This is a genomic window from Dysgonomonas sp. 216, from assembly GCF_010501065.1.
Lineage (GTDB): Bacteria > Bacteroidota > Bacteroidia > Bacteroidales > Dysgonomonadaceae > QVMM01.
In genome coordinates this window covers 112211-130867 of the sequence record NZ_QVMM01000009.1, presented here as the reverse complement: position 1 = coordinate 130867, position 18657 = coordinate 112211, and the positions used below count along the sequence as shown (strand labels likewise).

Below are 18657 nucleotides of genomic sequence, written 5' to 3'. Positions count from 1 at the left end.
TTGAGTAGGTTGCTAACATCTTCTTGCGTCTTAAGTTCATTTAAAACGCCGCTCTCTTTAATGATTTTTTTTAATTCTTTTCCCATAATAAAACTGTGTTATAAAGTTATACAAAAAAATAACGGAGGGTTTGCAAACCCTCCGTTATTCCTATTTACACAGTTTTTGGGATACTGCCCACATGATCCTAATATACAATGTTGGCTCAAACTGTAACAACAGCTTGAGCCAACATTTTGCTTATTATCAAACGATTTTTTCCTATTTCACAATTCATCTCCGACAGGAGTAATTTCATCTTTTAGTGTAGGAAGATTTTCCGATTTCTTTTTTGTTTTAGAAACTTCCTTCACCAATATATATCTAATTGACGACTGATCGGCAGCAGGACTCTCAATAACTTCCGACTTTACTTCAATTACATATTCGTACCCCGGTTCGTAATTAAAACCTTCAATACTATTATAGAAAAATTGCCATTCAGATTGTTCTTCATTTTTCACCAAAAGACATTTCATAGGAGCAACCCCTACACAATCACCTTGCTCTGATGCAATTATCAACAACTCGTTATCATGTTTCGAAGAAGAACACGAACCTAAAAATAAAACAATAACCAAATACAATAATAACCTATTCATAGTCCTGATGTTTTAAAAGATAAAACTGCTTACTAATATTAACAACAGATATTGATGCACAAATGTTTTAGAAAAACTCTTTCTACTATTTTTAGGCTTCCAATACCCGCCCTATTTTTGCCAGTGTTCTGTTATAAAATTCCTTGCTTGTCGAAGATATTTTTACACCTCCTTTTATAGATGCATGTATAAACGTTATTTCACGTCCCTTAGCTTCTACAACCAAGCCAACATGATTTATCCGCTGATGTTTTTTATTTGTACAAAAAAAGACCAAGTCTCCGGGACGAGCCTCATGTCGTGTAATCTCGGTAACAGTTTTCGACATTTCAATTGAAGTTCGTGGCAATGCCACCCCAAATGCTTTATAACAAGTGTATACCAAACCCGAACAATCCATTCCATTCAACGAAGTTCCTCCTGTTCTATACCTCACGCCCTTATATTCAAAAGCTTTACTTAAAACATCTTGAGACAATTGGTTATAAGTGGGAGGTGTATATATAAGCTCCGGAGCTTCAGGTATATTTAGAACCAGTTCTTCTAAAACTTCAGTTGCATCCAGAAAAGGAGAATAACAACTCTCGCCAATCGACACACTATCAAAATTTTCGTTTATATTTATCTCCGAGCGATAGGAGCATCTGCATGTTTGCTCTTTCGATTTACAACCACTTAATGTAAGTCCTGTTATTGCAACAAATAATAGATAAGATTTCATGAATAGCTAAAATTTGCGGCTAAGATAAACATTTCAAATTTCTTTATAAACACAAGAGGCCGGCTTTTTCCGATTTCGGATCGTTAAATATATTATTATATCCTTAATTATGGTAATATTTGTTTTTCTGGCGAGTGCATTTTAACAATTTGATTAATTATTAATATATTTGAATACTCACAATAAAAAATTATATGGAAAAGATATCTGTTTTTTGCAAAAACACCAATACCTACATGGATGTTCCGGCAGGATCGAGCTTACTGGAAATAAAAGAACTATTTGGTGTTAAGAAACCATTTATAATATCGAATGCAAAGGTCAATAACAAAACCGAATCATTGCATTTCAGGGTTTACAATCCTAAATCGATAGAATTTATCGATATAAGCGAGTCTTCGGGCATGCGTAGCTATGTGCGGGCATTATGCTTTATCATGGCAAAAGCAGTTTACGACATATATCCGAATGCAACAATGGATATAAATCATCCTGTCTCGAAAGGCTACTATTGTACCATTACCCGAAACGGGAAATTATTGAATGCCAATCTGGATACAATAAAAAAGAGGATGAACGAGCTTATTGCTCAGGACATTCCATTTATCCCTTTTGAGGACGAAACAGTAAAAGTTGTAGAAATGTTCCGCAAATGCGGTTTCGAAGATAAAGCCCTGTTGCTCGAAACATCGGGTATGTTGTATTCTAAATACCATAAAATAGACGATTATGTCGACTATTTTTATGGTTCTTTAGCTGCATCAAGTGGATGTTTAAACATGTTCGACTTAATGCAATTCGATGAGGGATTCCTGCTTCGTATTCCCAACAGGGAAAATCCGGTTGACCTCGAACCTATTATTAACCAGCAAAAAATGCATAATATATACAACGAGCAATCGAAAATGCTTGGCATTATTAATCTTAGAAATGTAGGCGACCTAAATAAAGTAAATGAAGAAGGGATGACATCGGGGGTTATAAAAGTATCGGAAGCATTACAGGAAAAAACCATTGCCGACATAGCCAGCCAAATAAGCGCAAGATATAAAAACGGGGTTCGTGTAGTGTTAGTAGCCGGGCCATCGTCGTCGGGAAAAACTACTTTCCGTAAACGGTTGGAAGTACAGCTCATGACCAACTTATTAAAACCTGTAGGTTTATCTCTCGACGACTATTTTGTAGACAGGGAACATACACCTAAAGACGAAAATGGCAATTTCGATTTCGAATCGCTTTATGCCCTCGATTTGGATTTATTCAACAGCGATGTAAAAAAATTGCTTCAAGGCGAAGAAGTATCTATTCCTTCGTTCAACTTTACGACAGGAAAACGCGAATACAAAGGACATACACTTAAAATAGATAAACATAGCATTCTGGTTATAGAAGGCATACATGGTTTGAATCCTGAACTGACAAGGCAAATAGACGATTCCAGTAAGTTTATGATTTATGTATCCGCCCTTACGGCCATTTCTCTTGACAACCACAACTGGATACCAACAACCGACAATCGTTTATTGCGTCGCATGGTGCGCGATTACAAATACCGTAATTATTCGCCGATAGATACATTATCGCGCTGGGGAAGCGTACGAAAAGGCGAAGAAAAATGGATATTCCCTTATCAGGAAAATGCAGACGTAATGTTTAACTCTGCAATGATCTACGAGTTAGCCGCACTACGCCGCTATGCCGAACCTATACTGTTACAGGTTCCGAAAAATGTGCCCGAATACGCTGAGGCTTACAGGCTGCTTAAATTTTTAGGATATTTCAATTATATAAACGACAGGGAGTTGCCCCCAACGTCTCTTTTAAGAGAATTTCTTGGTGGTAGCAGCTTTAAATATTAATATCTTTGTGCTTTTAAATACAGGAAGCATTAATATAAAATTATATGGTAAAACATATTGTATTCTGGAAACTAAAAGAAGAAGTTAACGGAAAAAGCAAAACAGAAACCGCCTTATTGATAAAAGAGCAATTAGAAGCTTTGAACGGGCAGATTGAAGGTCTGATTAAAGTTGAGGTCGGAATAAATTTTCTCGAATCGCCTTCGAACTATGATGTAGCATTGTTTGCTGAACTTGAATCGAAAGATGCTTTAACTTATTACGCCAGCCACCCCAAACATGTGGAGGCTGGAGCTCTTGTAAAAGAAGCTGCATCGGACAGAAAAGCTGTTGACTTTGAAGTATGACAACAACGGATATAATCAGAGACATACGTAAACGTTGTCGTTTGGCAATGAACGGTGTTGTGTCGTCAGGGATGAGAGATAAGGGCTTAAACTATAAGCTTAACTTTGGTGTCTCGTTAAATAAAATCAAAGAAATTGCAGCCCACTATCAACCCGACAAAGATCTGTCCGAAGCATTGTGGAAAGAAGATGTGCGTGAATTGAAAATACTTGCAACTCTGCTCTACCCATCCACAATGTTTACAGAAAACGAAGCCGAACGTTGGGTTCAGGAAATTCCAAATCAGGAGATACGAGAGCAAGTGTGCCTCAATTTATTTTCGAAATTACCATTCGCCGAAGAACTTGTTTTTAAGTGGAGTGCAAGCAACAATGAAAATATAAGAGCCACAGGTTATTGGTTGCTTGTACGCCTATTCTTATCGAAGATCATAAATTCGGAATTCGGATACGAAAAACTTACATACATATTTGAAGACATTGTATCGCCCGAAAATATTTCATTGCGCAATGCCGCTTTACTTGCATTGAAACACATCGGGCGTTCGGCTCAGAAACAGGCTGATAGTATTCTAGAACATCTGAACCAATTTAATGAATCTGACAACCCTTTGGAAAAGGAAATATTAGACAGTCTTAAATTCGAATATGACTTCTATTTCGACAGGTAATATTGATTATTAAAAGATGAAAAAAAAATACGGATTGATCGGATATCCATTAAAGCATTCTTTTTCGCAACGATTTTTTACCGAAAAATTTGAACGAGAAGAAATTGAAGCCGAATATTGCAATTTTGAAATTCCTGATATTTCGGTATTTTCCAACATTATAGCCAATAATCCGAACCTGAATGGGCTGAACGTTACTATTCCGTACAAAGAACAGGTAATTCAGTTCCTTAACCAAATAGACAAAGATGCTGCAGACATAGGAGCCATTAATGTTATAAAAATAACAAAGAACGAAGGTAATCTTACACTAAAGGGATATAACTCGGATGTCATTGGTTTTCAAAAATCCATAAGCCCATTGTTAAAAGAGCACCACAAAAAAGCATTGGTTTTAGGAACAGGCGGTGCATCTAAAGCTGTTGTTCAAGGTTTAAAAAATCTTGGAATAGAAACCCAATATGTTTCCAGACGAAAACAAAACAACACGATAGCTTACGACGAATTAAACGAACAGATAATAACCGAGCATACAATTATCGTCAACGCTTCACCATTGGGTACTTTCCCTGATATTGATACATGTCCTGATATTCCATATCAGTATCTTACAAGCCTTCATTTATTATACGATCTGGTATATAATCCGTCTCCAACCAAATTTTTAAAACTAGGAGCCGAAAAAGGCACACAAATAAAAGATGGGTACGAAATGCTCGAACTTCAAGCTTTAGCCGCTTGGGATATTTGGAATAGCTAAAACATGAATGAAGAGATTTTTCCGATAGTAGATATCGAAGGTAACGTTACAGGGCAAGCAACCCGAAGCGAATGCCACAGTGGCTCAAAAATCCTCCATCCTGTTGTACACCTGCATATACTCGATAAAGATGGTTATCTGTATCTGCAAAAACGTTCGGATAAGAAAGATATCTTTCCTAACTTATGGGATACAGCAGTTGGCGGTCACATAGATTTTGGAGAAACTCCGGAAAAAGCAGTAGTGAGAGAAACCCGTGAGGAACTGAACTTGTCAGGTTTAGATATAAAATACATTGGAAAACATATTATCGAAACGCCGCTCGAACGAGAACTCACTTATTGTTTTTACGCCATAACACAACAGACTCCGCAACCCGACATGTTTGAGGTTTCGGATGGTAAATTCTGGAGCATTCCGAAAATAAAAGCAAATTTAAAAAAGGGCATATTTACCCCTAATTTCGAGCAGGATTTCGCCTCTTTTCTCTCCGAAAACCTTAACAAATACATACTGTTTTAAATAGCACATTTTATCTAAAAACAATATCCTCCCCCCAATATATAATTACACACTACTATGCGAATAATAAACATGTTCGCTAAATTTTCTATTTTTCAATCCGATTTCAACAAGCGTTACACTTTTTGAAACATTTGTATACAAGCCTGAAAAACTATTGGTTATAAATTTGCAATACGGCAAACGAGTTATTAACCTAAAAATTATTTAAAGCATGAAAAGCAATGCTCTAAAACAAATATTATTATTTGTTTTATTGTTAGTGCCTATTACTAATCTTTCGGCACAACAACCAACCAAATTTAATCGATTAGGGAGTCAGAACGAAAAAGTACAAGATCTATTTCCCGGATCTTTCAGAGCACGCCCTGTGTTAGCTGACTTTACTAATAACGGACACATGGATGTCTTCTACGGAGGACAAGACGTAGGTGGTTCTTCAGGTTGGTATTTACGCACACAAAACAAAGACACCCGTTGGGGCGATCAAGGCGATGGAACATTCGTAAACCCTATTTTAAACGCCGATTACTCCGATCCGGACGTAATTCGTGTAGGCGAAAAATATTATATGATTTGCTCCGATTTTCATTTCATTGGCATACCGGTTCTCGAATCGGACGATATGGTTAACTGGAAAATAATCGGACAAGTATACGATAAATTCGATTTTCCCGAGTATGATAAAAATGAACGCTATGGAGGAGGTTCTTGGGCTCCTGTAATTCGTTACCATGATGGAAAATTCTGGGTATTTTTCTGTAGTCCTCACGAAGGCTTGTTCATGTCTAATGCAACTAACCCCGAAGGTCCATGGTCGCCTCTTCTGAATGTAAAAAACATTTACGGTTGGGAAGACCCATGTCCGTTTTGGGACGACAACGGCGATGCCTATTTAGGCAGAAGCCAACTAGGAGGAGGCCCTATTATTGTACACAAGATGAAACCCGACGGAACTGCATTGTTAGATGAAGGGGTTACCGTTTATGAAGGACCTGTAGCCGAAGGTACTAAGATGTTTAAAAAAGACGGATATTATTACATGAGCATACCCGAAGGAGGTGTTGCTACAGGATGGCAAACAGTATTACGTTCCGAAAACATTTATGGGCCATACGAGCAAAAAATAGTATTGGAGCAAGGCGCAACCAATGTTAATGGCCCTCATCAGGGAGCTTTTGTCGATACTCCAGAAGGAGAATGGTGGTTCTACCATTTCCAATCGAAAGAACCTCTTGGCAGAATAGTACATTTGCAACCAACACGTTGGGAAGACGGATGGCCTGTTGTGGGTGTCGACAAAGATATGAACGGAATAGGCGAACCCGTAAAAGAATGGGCGAAACCTAATATCAATAAAACCGTTGCTATTACAGCACCACAAACCAGCGACGATTTTTCATCGTCACAATTAGCCGTACAATGGCAATTTAACCACAATCCGGTAAATACACATTGGTCGTTAACCGAACGCCCCGGACATTTAACAATAAAAGCACTGAAGGCCAGCAAGCTAAAAGATGCCCGTAATATGTTTACTCAAAAAATGATGGGATTTTTTGGCGAAGCATCTACCGAGATTAATTGTAGTCGGATGACAGAAGGTCAGCGTGCAGGATTAGCTTGCATCGGGAATAAATATAATGCAATAGGTGTTGAACGCAGAAGCTCCGGTAATTTTATATATATAGAATTGGACGGTTCTTCACAACTAATAGTGAAAGTAACAGAGGAAACAGTTTATTTTAAAGCTCTTTTAAACTCAAACAGCAACGAGTTTCAGCTATACTACAGCCTCGATAATGTAACATACACTCCTTGTAAGGATAAGTTCTCGTTAGGATCTGCCGACTGGAAAGGATCGCGTGTAGGGTTGTTTTCATACAACACAAAAAACGAAACAGGCGAAGCCGATTTCAATTGGTTTGATTATAAATGCGACGGGCCCGGTGGTTTCACTTACGAAGAAGATGACAGTCCCAAATATGCCGATTGGCATGTTTGGAACGAAATGGCTACATTGGTTAAAAATAACGGAGACGGAACATTCTCTCTGGTTCAGGAATATGACGCAAATATGCAGGTCACAATTTGGACCAATTCGGTTTTCTTCGATTATGATAATGACGGTAATTTAGATTTACTGGTTGTGGGGAAAGGGGGAGACTGGCGTTTCCCCATGAGCAGTAAATACGCAAAACTATACCGAAATTTAGGAGAAGAGGGCAATTACCTGTTCGAAGAAGTATATAACACAGGCTTTAGGCAAGAATGCGACGAAATGTATTTCAATACAATATCGGTTGGCGACTACGACAACGACGGATACAACGATGTTCTTATTATGTCTTACGATACCGACCGCAGCGTAGACCTGTATAAAAATATGGGAGGGACAGGAAAGTTTGAGATACAAGAGTGTGCCTTACCCAAAGATGGATCGGGAACTCCCGGAAAATTTCGTTCGGCATCAAACGGTTCTGTCATGTTTGGAGACATTAATAACGATGGATGGCTCGATATTTTTTTTACAGGCTATAGCAATGTAGCCGATGGTATCCGTATTTACATGAATATGAAAAACGGAACATTTAAAGACATAACTCCCGACAATATCAAGGGATCTTTTCAAAGCCAATCTGTTCTTGCTGATGTTAACGGCGACGGCACATTAGACGTAATAGTTACAGGACATGGCGATGGCTGGGCACGTTATTCCAGGATATATTACAATACGGTTAATCCAACAACCCAGATGCCCGAATTCACGCTCAAAGAGTCGGATCAAACGGGTATTGTACCAATAAATAAAGCCAATCTTTTATTTGCCGATTTCAACAACGACGGACGTATGGATTTAGTTGTGACCGGATATGACGGAGAGAACGATTTAACAAGGGTTTATTACCAAAACGAAAATCAAAAATTTATTTCTGATACCGGACACTCTATTATTTCGACAAAAGAAGGTGGTATAAATATGGGTGACATCAACGGCGATAACAATATGGACATAATAATTGCCGGCGAAAAAGGATCTAATGCGGGCGACGCTTATGGATCTCCCGTACGCATTTACGAAAATAAACCAACCGAAGCGGGAAGAATAAACAACGAACCTCCAACAGCTCCCCAATCGGTAAAAGCCAGCTTTACGAACGGTTTACTGAAAATAACATGGCAACCGGCAACCGATAATATCACAGCTCAGCAAGCATTGCGTTACAATATATATGTAAAAAATAATACCACTGGAAAAACATGGATGGCAATTCCTGCCGACATAAACACAGGACGCATAAAAGTGGGAACAGACTTGCAAACTGCACTATCTTCGCATGTAAAGGAGTATGTAATGTCATTACCCGACGGAGATTATACCATCGGTGTACAAGCCCTCGATCAATCTTATGCCGGTAGTCCTTTCGCTACAGCCTCGCCAACAGGCATAAATTCAAATAAGACCGATATAAGTTTCAATGTTGAGATAGTGAAAGGAGGACTTATAGTAAAAAGCCCAATGGCATCGGTTGTTAGTATATTTAATACAACGGGAACAATGGTGGCTCAAGGCAGTACAAACGAGCTGATTCCAATAACCAACCAAGGACTCTATGTATTATCAGTAGACGGAAAATCTTCAAAAATAATTCTTTAATTATCAATAAATAAATTTACAAAATTCATGAACAAGTTCAAATTACTCCTTTCCGGAGTATGTCTTTTATTTGGTCTTGCAGCCAATGCTGAAAATTATTTAATTTCCACGCCTAATACTACACTATTTGTAGAAGGAGTAAAAGGTAAACAACTGAATATTCAATATTATGGTTCGCGTATAGAGTCGGCGGACGAAGTGTACGATAGTGGAACCGCATTATGGCAACCGGCTTATCCGGCTTTTGGGCTGGAGTGTACCCGTGAACCGGCTATTCAGGTTACACATGCAGATGGCAACATGTCGTTGGATTTGCTTTTTAATAATGTAGAAAAATCTACAGAAGGTAATGCACAAGTATGGAAATTTGTTCTATCCGACCCTGTTTATCCTTTTCAGGTAAAAGTTTGCTACAAAGCTTTTCAGGATGTAGATGTTATAGAGGCTTGGACTGAGATATCGCACAGCGAGAAAAAACCTGTAACCCTTTATAAATTCGCATCAACCTATATCCCTCTTCGCGATAATAAAAACTGGCTTTCGCACCTGCATGGAACATGGACAGCCGAAGGATATTTATTTGAAGAAGAATTGTTGCCCGGTATTAAGGTTATAAAAAATAAAGATGGGGTACGCAACGGACAAGACGACAATCCATCGTTCATGCTATCGTTCGGTCAAGCTCCGTCCGAAAATAGCGGTGCTGTGTTGGGAGCAACATTAGCATGGAGCGGAAACTATTCTTTAAAGTTCGATACAAACCATTCACGCAAAACTTCCATTATTGCAGGTATCAACGAAGATGCCTCTCAATATGTTCTTATGCCTAAAGAGGTATTCCGCACGCCTGAGCTTGCTATAACCTACAGTATGGAAGGTAAAGGCGGAGTAAGCCGCAATTTTCATCGTTGGGCAAGGAATCATAAATTAGCACATGGTACACAACTACGCGATGTATTGCTCAATAGCTGGGAGGGCGTATACCTTAACGTGAACCAGGAAGTAATGAACGACATGATGTCTGATTTCTCGAAATTAGGTGGCGAATTATTCGTTATGGACGATGGTTGGTTCGGAAACAAATATGCCCGTAAAACCGATTCGTCAGGATTAGGCGACTGGGAAGTTGATGTTGAAAAATTACCCCAAGGTATTGGAGCTTTAATTGCATCGGCTAAAAATAACAATATAAAGTTCGGTATCTGGATTGAACCGGAAATGGTAAACAGCAAAAGCGAATTATACGAAAAACACCCCGACTGGATAATATGCCAAAATAACCGTACCCCTGAGATGGGACGTGGAGGAACACAATTGGTTTTAGATCTTTCAAATCCTAAAGTTCAGGACTTTGTTTTCGGTATAGTTGACGACTTAATGACAAAGTACCCTCAAATATCGTATATAAAATGGGATGCGAATATGAACCTGCACAACTATGGGTCTTACTATCTGCCAAAAGATAAGCAATCGCATTTATATATCGATTATCACAGGGGACTAATAAAAGTGCTTCAACGGATACAAGCAAAATATCCCAATTTAGCTATGCAAGCTTGCGGAGGCGGTGGTGGCCGTACAAACTACGGTGTATTACCATATTTTGATGAGTTTTGGGCAAGTGATAATACAGATGCTTTACAACGTATTTATATACAATGGGGCGTGTCACATTATTATCCCGCCTCTGCTATTGCAGCACACGTAAGTGCCGAAAAAAATCATCAATCGGGAAGAATAGTTCCTCTTAAATATCGATTCGATGTTGCCATGAGCGGAAGATTAGGTATGGAAATGCAGCCTAAAGACATACCCGACAATGAAAAAGATTTTGCCCGTAAAGCATTTGCAACTTATAAAGAGATTCGCCCCATAGTACAACTAGGCGATCAATACAGGCTTATATCGCCATACGAAAGACAAGGCGTAGCATCGTTGATGTATATATCGGAAGATAAAAAAGACGCAGTATTTTTTGCATACCGGATCGAAAATCTTCGCTGTCAACTAACGCCTCCATTTAAAATGCAAGGGCTAGATCCGAACAAGAAATATAAGTTGGAAGAAATAAACTATATTGACAAAAAGCTGAATCAGCACGAAAAAGTGATAAGTGGCAAATACTTGATGGAGCAAGGCGTCAGTCTTAATCTTGGAGACGAATACAGTAGTATGATTATTCGCCTGAAAGAGATTTAATTTTGTATTTATCTATTATTTGGGGGATTATATTCTACTGAATATCAGTATAACAAACTTATAAAAAAACTGTAAGATATGTCAGGTTTTATAAAGATAAGCCTTTCTATACATAACACAGGGGGAAGTTATTCTATTCGAGTAGAATAAAGATTGCTAAATAATGAACCTAATAAAAGAATATGAGAGAAATAAAATTATTGATCGTTTTATGCCTATCAGGACTATTTCTTTTTTCTGCCGATGCGCAAAATAAAAAAGATTTACCTCTTTATAAAAACAAATCGGCTTCGGTTGAGGAACGTGTTGAGGATCTTTTAAAACGCATGACGCTAAAAGAAAAAATACGTCAGCTACAAAATCGCTCAACAAGCGATATTAATAACATTGAGGGTACTTACAATGGTGAGAGTTTTGGTTCTGCCCACGAAATGAGTATGTCTGCTCAGGATGCCGCCAATTTATTCAAAAAAATGAATGAATATATGGCTACAAAAACCCGTTTAGGTATTCCTATACTGACATCGGCTGAGGGTATTCACGGTATCTTGCAGAACGGATGTACTATATTTCCTCAAGCAATAGCGCAAGGCAGTACATTCAACCCCGACTTAATTCGTCAAATGACCGAAGCCGAAGCAAAAGAAGCCCGTGCTATAGGTATTCGTCAGGTTTTGTCTCCGGTACTAGATATTACCAGAGAATTACGCTGGGGGCGTGTTGAAGAAACTTTTGGAGAAGACCCTTATCTGATTTCGGAAATGGCTATCGGCTTTGTCAGAGGTTTTCAAGAGAACGGAGTAGGATGTATGCCCAAGCATTTTGTTGCACATGGCACTCCTACTGGTGGATTAAATGCTGCTTCTGTTCCCGGAGGCGAGCGCGAACTACGCAGTTTGTATACGTATCCATTCGCCCGTGTTATTAAAGAAGCTAATCCTGTTGCAATTATGAGTTGCTATAGTGCTTACGATGGGGTTCCCGTTACCGGATCTTCTTATTACATGACCGACCTCCTGCGTGGAGAACTTGGCTTCAAAGGCTTTGTTTATTCAGACTGGGGTTCTGTCGATCGTCTGAAGACTTTCCATTTCGCGGTTTCTACTAGTCACGAAGCAGCTAAACAAGCACTTATGGCCGGTATCGACATGGATGTTTGGGACTGGGCTTACGACACATTGGAAGAGCAGGTTAAAAATGGCCAATTGGACGAAAGCTACGTAGACCGGGCTGCTCGTCGTGTTCTTACAAGTAAATTTGAATTAGGTTTATTCGACGCTCCTTACGGAAGTTCCGAAAACCTAAGCAAAGTAATACGTAACAAAGATCACGTAAAACTGGCTAAGTTGGTAGCAGACGAAAGTGCTGTTCTGTTAGAAAACAAGAATAATATATTACCGCTGGATATGTCGAAATACAAATCAATAGCTGTAATAGGTCCAAATAGCGACCATGGAATAGCAGGCGACTACGCATGGGTAACCCCCGAAGACAAAGAGTGTGTTTCGTTATACGAAGGCCTTAAAAATGTACTTGGCAAAAAAGCCACTATTAACCAGATAGACGGGTGCGATTGGTGGAGTCAGGATGAATCGGGGATTGCCGACGCTGTAAAAGTTGTAGAAAAAAGCGATTTAGCTGTTATTGCCGTAGGTACACGCAGCTACTGGCTGGGACGGGAAGCCAAATCACATAAGGTAACTTCGGGAGAGGGTTTCGATATATCATCTTTAGATTTACCGGGGAAACAATTAGACCTGATAAAAGCAGCCAAAGCCACAGGAAAACCCATTATTGTTGTATTAATTACAGGTAAGCCACTAGTGCTTTCGTGGGTAAAAGAAAACGCCGATGCAGTATTGGTTCAATTTTACGGAGGCGAACAACAAGGAAATTCTATGGCCGATATTTTAGCCGGAAATGTAAATCCGTCGGGCAAGCTAAATGTATCTTTCCCTCGCAGTACCGGAAACACTCCTTGTTACTATAACTATTACCCAACCGATCGGGAGCAAATATTCGACAAGGGAGGTTCACTTGATGAACCTAACGGACATTATATATTCGAAAAGCCCTATGCTCTATACAACTTTGGATATGGACTTAGCTATACCAACTTCAAGTATGTAGATTGTACTCTGAACGATAGCGTTTTCACCGATAACGGAACCATAAAAGTTACTGTTGAGGTAGAAAATACAGGAAACATGGATGGAAAAGAAGTTATTCAACTATATGTGAGAGATATGATAAGCTCGGTTTCTACACCTATCCAACAACTGAAAGCGTTTAAAAAAGAACTGATAAAATCGGGGGAACGCACAAAAATTCAGTTGGAAGTACCCGTGTCGGAATTGGCTCTGTATAATACCAAAATGCAAAAAGTAGTCGAGCCCGGCGAATTCGAAATTCAGATAGGAGGCTCTTCTGATAATATAGCATTCCGAAAAACGATTGTAGTTAAGTAAAGACTCTTTCTAATATTACTATAATAGCACTGCCTGCCGACAAACTACACTCAGTTTTTGGCAGGCAGATGTGTTTATAGAATACTTTTAACAACGGTACTTACTATTAAAATAAGCCCTATCAGGATAAGTGCAGAATAAACATACTTATAAAATGAACGTCCCTTCAACTTCTTATTAAAATAACGCCCCAGAAATATAGCAGGGAATATTACGATCAAAGAATAAAGAAAGTATTCTACAACTAAAGCCGTAACCATTCCCTTGTATATATACCCTAATAATCCGAGAAGATTGGCAGGTAGAAAATATGCCTGCAAAGTTGCACGAAAATATTGAGCATCCCATCTCCTCATATTTCCATACACAACCAACGGAGGCCCATTAATACCATATGCCCCACCAAAAGCACCCGAAAGAAAACCACAAATAAAAAGCCAGAACTTATTATCTGTTTTCAAATAGAAGGTATTTTTACCGAACAGAGTGTATAGAGAATATAATATGATTAATATTCCTAATGCTATCTTCACATAGAATTCGTTACCATAAAAAAGGATTAGAAGCCCAAACGGAATACCCAATGCCGCAAAAAAGACCAACCATTTTACACTTGAGAAGTATATTTGCTTACGGTCTTGAATTACGATAGTTAAGGCTACTATTATAGACATAAGCACTGTTAATGGAACAGCAATTTCGATCGAAAGAAAAAGGCTCAAGAGAGGCACTGCTATTAATGCTTCACCAAAGCCAAAGGTCGAACGAAACACTGTAGCAATAAATGCTATCAGAAATATATAAACATACAAATCCATAAACAACAAAATCGGAAGATTACCAACACAAAGATATTATATTACAGAAAACTAAAAAAGGTGGCTTTTTAAACCACCTTTTATCTATTATTTTATAATTCAATTCTTATTCTCCTTTATTCTCTTCGTCCTGAATTGATGGAGATTGAGTATTATCTTCTTCGCCAATATTCTCAATTGGATCTTTAGGCTTATCTGCTTCTTCCGAATCGGGAGAAGGTGTTTTGCCTTCTGTCTCGCGAAGAATTTCTTCCGAACGCGATATCCATTGGCGTTCGCCAAATATAATTTTCAAATCGTCAGCATAAATAACCTCCTTTTCGAGCAATATATTTGCCAGTTCATTATGTCCGCCGGTATGTTTTTTCAGAAGCCCCTTTGCTCGTTCATACTGCTCATTTATCATATCCTGAACGGCTTTATCTATAATCAGAGCAGTTTCTTCACTATAAGGTTTTGTAAAGCCATAACCCTGACCCGACGAATCGTAATAACTTATATTAGGAAGCTTATCGCTCAATCCCATATAAGAGATCATTGCATATGCCTGCTTAGTAACCCTCTCAAGGTCGTTTACTGCCCCCGATGATACTTGCCCTATAAACACCTCTTCGGCTGCCCGTCCTCCAAGCAAAGCACACATTTCGTCAAGCATTTGCTCTTTAGTTGTTATCTGACGTTCCTCAGGTAAATACCAAGCGGCTCCTAATGCTTTTCCACGTGGCACTATAGTAACTTTAACCAACGGATTGGCATGTTCTAAAAACCAACTTAATGTTGCATGTCCGGCCTCATGTATAGCAATGGTTTTACGCTCTTCAAACGTTGTAACCTTATTCTTTTTCTCCAATCCTCCGATTATACGGTCTACAGCATTCACAAAGTCCTCTTTGCTTACAACCTTTTTACCTTTACGCGCTGCAATCAGAGCTGCTTCATTACAAACATTTGCAATATCCGCACCTGAAAATCCCGGAGTCTGACGAGCCAAGAACTCAACATCAACCGAATCGTCTATTTTTACAGGTCTTAAATGCACTTTAAATACTTGCTTTCTGTCGTTAAGATCGGGTAAATCTACATTTATTTGACGATCGAAACGTCCGGCACGTAATAATGCTTTATCCAATATATCAACACGGTTTGTTGCCGCAAGAATAATAACACCGCTGTTTGTTCCAAAACCATCCATCTCGGTTAGAAGCTGATTAAGCGTATTTTCACGCTCATCGTTCGACCCAAAATTAGGATTCTTTCCACGTGCGCGACCTATCGCATCTATTTCGTCAATAAATATTATACATGGAGATTTTTCTTTAGCCTGACGGAAAAGGTCTCTAACACGTGATGCACCAACTCCCACAAACATTTCCACAAAGTCGGAACCCGACAACGAGAAGAAAGGCACATCTGCCTCACCTGCAACAGCTTTTGCCAATAAAGTTTTACCTGTTCCCGGAGGGCCTACAAGTAAAGCTCCCTTAGGAATTTTTCCTCCAATTTCGGTATAACGCGAAGGGTTACGTAAGAACTCTACAATTTCCTCAATTTCTTCTTTCGCTTCCGACAAGCCTGCTACATCTTTAAACGTAACCTTAAGATCCGATCCTTTATCATAAAGCTGAGCCTTCGATTTGCCGACGTTAAACACGCCGCCCGAACCGCCCGAACCGCCTCCCGACATACGACGCATTAGGTATATCCAGATACCTATAAGCAGGATGAAAGGCAGGAACGCCAATATACCATCCCACAAATCGGAACCGGGTTCGTAATTTACAGGTATCGCATTCTTCTGAGCCTCACCCGAAGCCGCCGTCCTCTCACTCTCAAGAGTATTCATGAAGTTGTTGAAACTCTCTATCGAAGGAATAGCCACTAGTACAAACGGAGTTTTTCCTACTTTATCGGCATTCTCTTTATATATAGCCTCCACCGAATCGGGACGGATAAAAGCCTCCGCTGTTCCTTTCTTCTTATAAACTACTACTCTCTCGATATAGTTTTCACGAGTGTATTTTTGAAAATCTGTCCACGACACCTCTTTTATTACTGCATCGCCCAGAAAAACATACAGCCCTAAAATAATCATAAGGGCAGCCATATAAATCCAGTACGTACTAAAAGGCATTTTAGGGTTCTTTCCTCCTAAAGGCTTTTGAGGCTGGGGAGATTTTTTATTGTTATTATCCATGAATTTCTTTTAAAGGGGGATTATTTCATTGTTTTGTCTTATAACAAATATATCCGTTTATTGTTGCGCTAGTCAATATCAGGTATCTGTTCCAACTTAGCATCGGCCCACAAATGTTCTATATCGTAAAACTCACGCAACTCGGGAATAAATACATGAACAATAACTGTGCCATAATCAATACCTACCCAACGGGCCTCACGTAAGCCATCGATACTGATAGGACGTTCTTTCTTTTTCTTCTTCAACGCATCTACTATCTCGTCGGCAATAGCCGAAACCTGTGTAGGCGTATTTCCTTCGCAAATAACGAAATATTGGCAGATGCTACCCGGTAGGTCTGACATGTCGACAGTTACAATGTTCTTAGCTTTCTTATCCTGACATGCAGCGATTATGTTATTAACCAAACTCTTTACTTCTTTCATTTTCCTTTAATCTATATTTAGAACTTGCAAAGATAAATTGTTTTTTTTAAAATTAGCCTTTTATTACCGAGTTGTATATCTTTGCCTTATGAATAATTTCGAATTAATAACTATACTTGGGCCAACTGCATCGGGAAAAACGGGCTTTGCCTGCAAACTGGCATACGATTTAAACTCCGAAATAATTAGCGGAGATTCGAGACAGGTTTACAAAACGATGGATATAGGAACAGGTAAAGACCTTGACGATTACACCGTTAACGGCAAGCAAATTCCATATCATCTTATCGACATTTGCGAGGCCGGCGAAAAATACAATATTTACGAATATCAACACGACTTTCACAAAGCATATACCGACATTAAACAGCGAAACATACTCCCTGTATTGTGTGGTGGTTCGGGGCTATATATCGAATCGGTACTCAGAGGGTATTCTTTAGTTAACGTACCCGAGAACAAAAACCTGCGAAAAGAGCTGGAGGGTAAAAGTCTGGAAGAACTTAGTAAAATACTCGGTTCGTACAAACAACTACATAACTCGACCGATATAGACACGGCGCAAAGAGCAATCCGCGCGATAGAAATAGAAGCATACAAAAAGGATAATCCACTTGAACAGAACGAGTATCCTCCAATAAACAGTCTTATTATAGGAATAGACATCGAACGCGAAGCCCGCCGTGCTAAGATAAGTAAACGGCTTAAAGCCCGCTTAGAAGAAGGTATGATAGACGAAGTACGTTCTATACTCGACAAGGGAGTTGCCCCTGAAGACCTCATTTACTACGGTTTGGAATATAAGTATATAACTTTGCATATTCTCGGTAAATTGTCGTATAACGAAATGTATTCGCAGCTTGAGATAGCTATACATCAATTTGCAAAACGCCAGATGACTTGGTTCAGGGGTATGGAAAAACGAGGGCTTACCATTCATTGGCTTGCCTCTTCCCTACCCGATGACGAAAAAACAGACCGGGTAAAATCTCTACTATAATAAAACTTCGACTAATGCCTAAACGTTGCTAACATAGATTTTTATTTTTTTCAGAAACCTTTTTTATATATCATTATTCATACGATAAAAAAAGAAACACAAACGCATACAAAGCCAAATTCGTTATGTATAAATAACATCGGGCTTTATCTATAATATGGAGTAAGTTATCGGGAATCTAACATCCAACATTTTCAAAAAAACAAGAAAAACTGTCAGGTTTTTATAGAATACCTATAACAGAAATTGATAATCCAAATCCAGTTCTGGACAAATAGAGTTTTGTTATAGCCAAACTAAACACCATCTTCGAGTGCATGGTTTCTAAAAATGAAAAAAGTGTCAGGTGTGTCAGGTTTTTTTTATTTAGT

The 18657-nt window shown here is 38.9% G+C and carries 14 protein-coding genes; 9 read left to right on the top strand and 5 right to left on the bottom strand.

Annotated features, from left to right (window positions below):
• Positions 1 to 266 precede the first annotated feature (266 nt).
• Together D0T53_RS07300 and D0T53_RS07295 are read right to left on the bottom strand one after the other, a co-directional pair.
• The gene (locus D0T53_RS07300; RefSeq protein WP_163265849.1) at positions 267 to 641 is read right to left on the bottom strand and encodes a DUF4377 domain-containing protein; all 375 of its coding nucleotides are present in this window, start codon (positions 639 to 641) and stop codon (positions 267 to 269) included.
• A gap of 91 nt (positions 642 to 732) precedes the next feature.
• Positions 733 to 1362, bottom strand: a complete 630-nt coding sequence (locus D0T53_RS07295) for a C40 family peptidase (RefSeq protein ID WP_163265847.1) — start codon at positions 1360 to 1362, stop codon at positions 733 to 735.
• Positions 1363 to 1556: 194 nt separating this feature from the next.
• Between D0T53_RS07295 and D0T53_RS07290 the strand changes: the two genes are divergently transcribed.
• From D0T53_RS07290 to D0T53_RS07250, 8 genes are all read left to right on the top strand, one after another.
• Complete coding sequence (locus D0T53_RS07290; protein ID WP_163265845.1) at positions 1557 to 3221, top strand: nucleoside kinase; 1665 nt, start codon at positions 1557 to 1559, stop codon at positions 3219 to 3221.
• Between the two features lie 44 nt (positions 3222 to 3265).
• Positions 3266 to 3568 (top strand): Dabb family protein, encoded by a 303-nt coding sequence (locus D0T53_RS07285; protein ID WP_163265844.1) that lies wholly within the window; start codon positions 3266 to 3268, stop codon positions 3566 to 3568.
• On the top strand, positions 3565 to 4239 hold the full coding sequence (locus D0T53_RS07280; protein WP_163265842.1) for a DNA alkylation repair protein: 675 nt from the start codon (positions 3565 to 3567) through the stop codon (positions 4237 to 4239). The genes D0T53_RS07285 and D0T53_RS07280 overlap by 4 nt, the downstream gene beginning before the upstream one ends.
• Positions 4240 to 4255: 16 nt before the next feature.
• Positions 4256 to 4999, top strand: coding sequence for a shikimate dehydrogenase (locus D0T53_RS07275; RefSeq protein ID WP_163265840.1), 744 nt, complete (start codon positions 4256 to 4258; stop codon positions 4997 to 4999).
• Between the two features lie 3 nt (positions 5000 to 5002).
• On the top strand, positions 5003 to 5521 hold the full coding sequence (locus D0T53_RS07270) for an NUDIX domain-containing protein (protein ID WP_163265838.1): 519 nt from the start codon (positions 5003 to 5005) through the stop codon (positions 5519 to 5521).
• A gap of 400 nt (positions 5522 to 5921) precedes the next feature.
• On the top strand, positions 5922 to 9179 hold the full coding sequence (locus tag D0T53_RS13560; RefSeq protein ID WP_370457789.1) for a family 43 glycosylhydrolase: 3258 nt from the start codon (positions 5922 to 5924) through the stop codon (positions 9177 to 9179).
• A 27-nt stretch (positions 9180 to 9206) separates the two neighbouring features.
• The gene (locus D0T53_RS07255) at positions 9207 to 11378 is read left to right on the top strand and encodes an alpha-galactosidase (RefSeq protein WP_163265836.1); all 2172 of its coding nucleotides are present in this window, start codon (positions 9207 to 9209) and stop codon (positions 11376 to 11378) included.
• 182 nt (positions 11379 to 11560) lie between these two features.
• On the top strand, positions 11561 to 13846 hold the full coding sequence (locus D0T53_RS07250) for a glycoside hydrolase family 3 N-terminal domain-containing protein (RefSeq protein WP_163265834.1): 2286 nt from the start codon (positions 11561 to 11563) through the stop codon (positions 13844 to 13846).
• A 74-nt stretch (positions 13847 to 13920) separates the two neighbouring features.
• Here D0T53_RS07250 and D0T53_RS07245 read toward each other — a convergent pair whose 3' ends face one another.
• The 3 genes from D0T53_RS07245 to rsfS form a co-directional block, all read right to left on the bottom strand.
• The gene (locus D0T53_RS07245; protein ID WP_163265832.1) at positions 13921 to 14664 is read right to left on the bottom strand and encodes a sulfite exporter TauE/SafE family protein; all 744 of its coding nucleotides are present in this window, start codon (positions 14662 to 14664) and stop codon (positions 13921 to 13923) included.
• 106 nt (positions 14665 to 14770) lie between these two features.
• Positions 14771 to 16858: an ATP-dependent zinc metalloprotease FtsH gene (gene ftsH, locus D0T53_RS07240; protein ID WP_163265830.1), complete on the bottom strand. Its 2088-nt coding sequence runs from the start codon at positions 16856 to 16858 to the stop codon at positions 14771 to 14773.
• A 68-nt stretch (positions 16859 to 16926) separates the two neighbouring features.
• Positions 16927 to 17286 (bottom strand): ribosome silencing factor, encoded by a 360-nt coding sequence (gene rsfS / locus D0T53_RS07235; protein WP_163265828.1) that lies wholly within the window; start codon positions 17284 to 17286, stop codon positions 16927 to 16929.
• A gap of 88 nt (positions 17287 to 17374) precedes the next feature.
• Between rsfS and miaA the strand changes: the two genes are divergently transcribed.
• Positions 17375 to 18286, top strand: coding sequence for a tRNA (adenosine(37)-N6)-dimethylallyltransferase MiaA (gene miaA, locus D0T53_RS07230; protein WP_163265826.1), 912 nt, complete (start codon positions 17375 to 17377; stop codon positions 18284 to 18286).
• Positions 18287 to 18657: the final 371 nt, after the last annotated feature.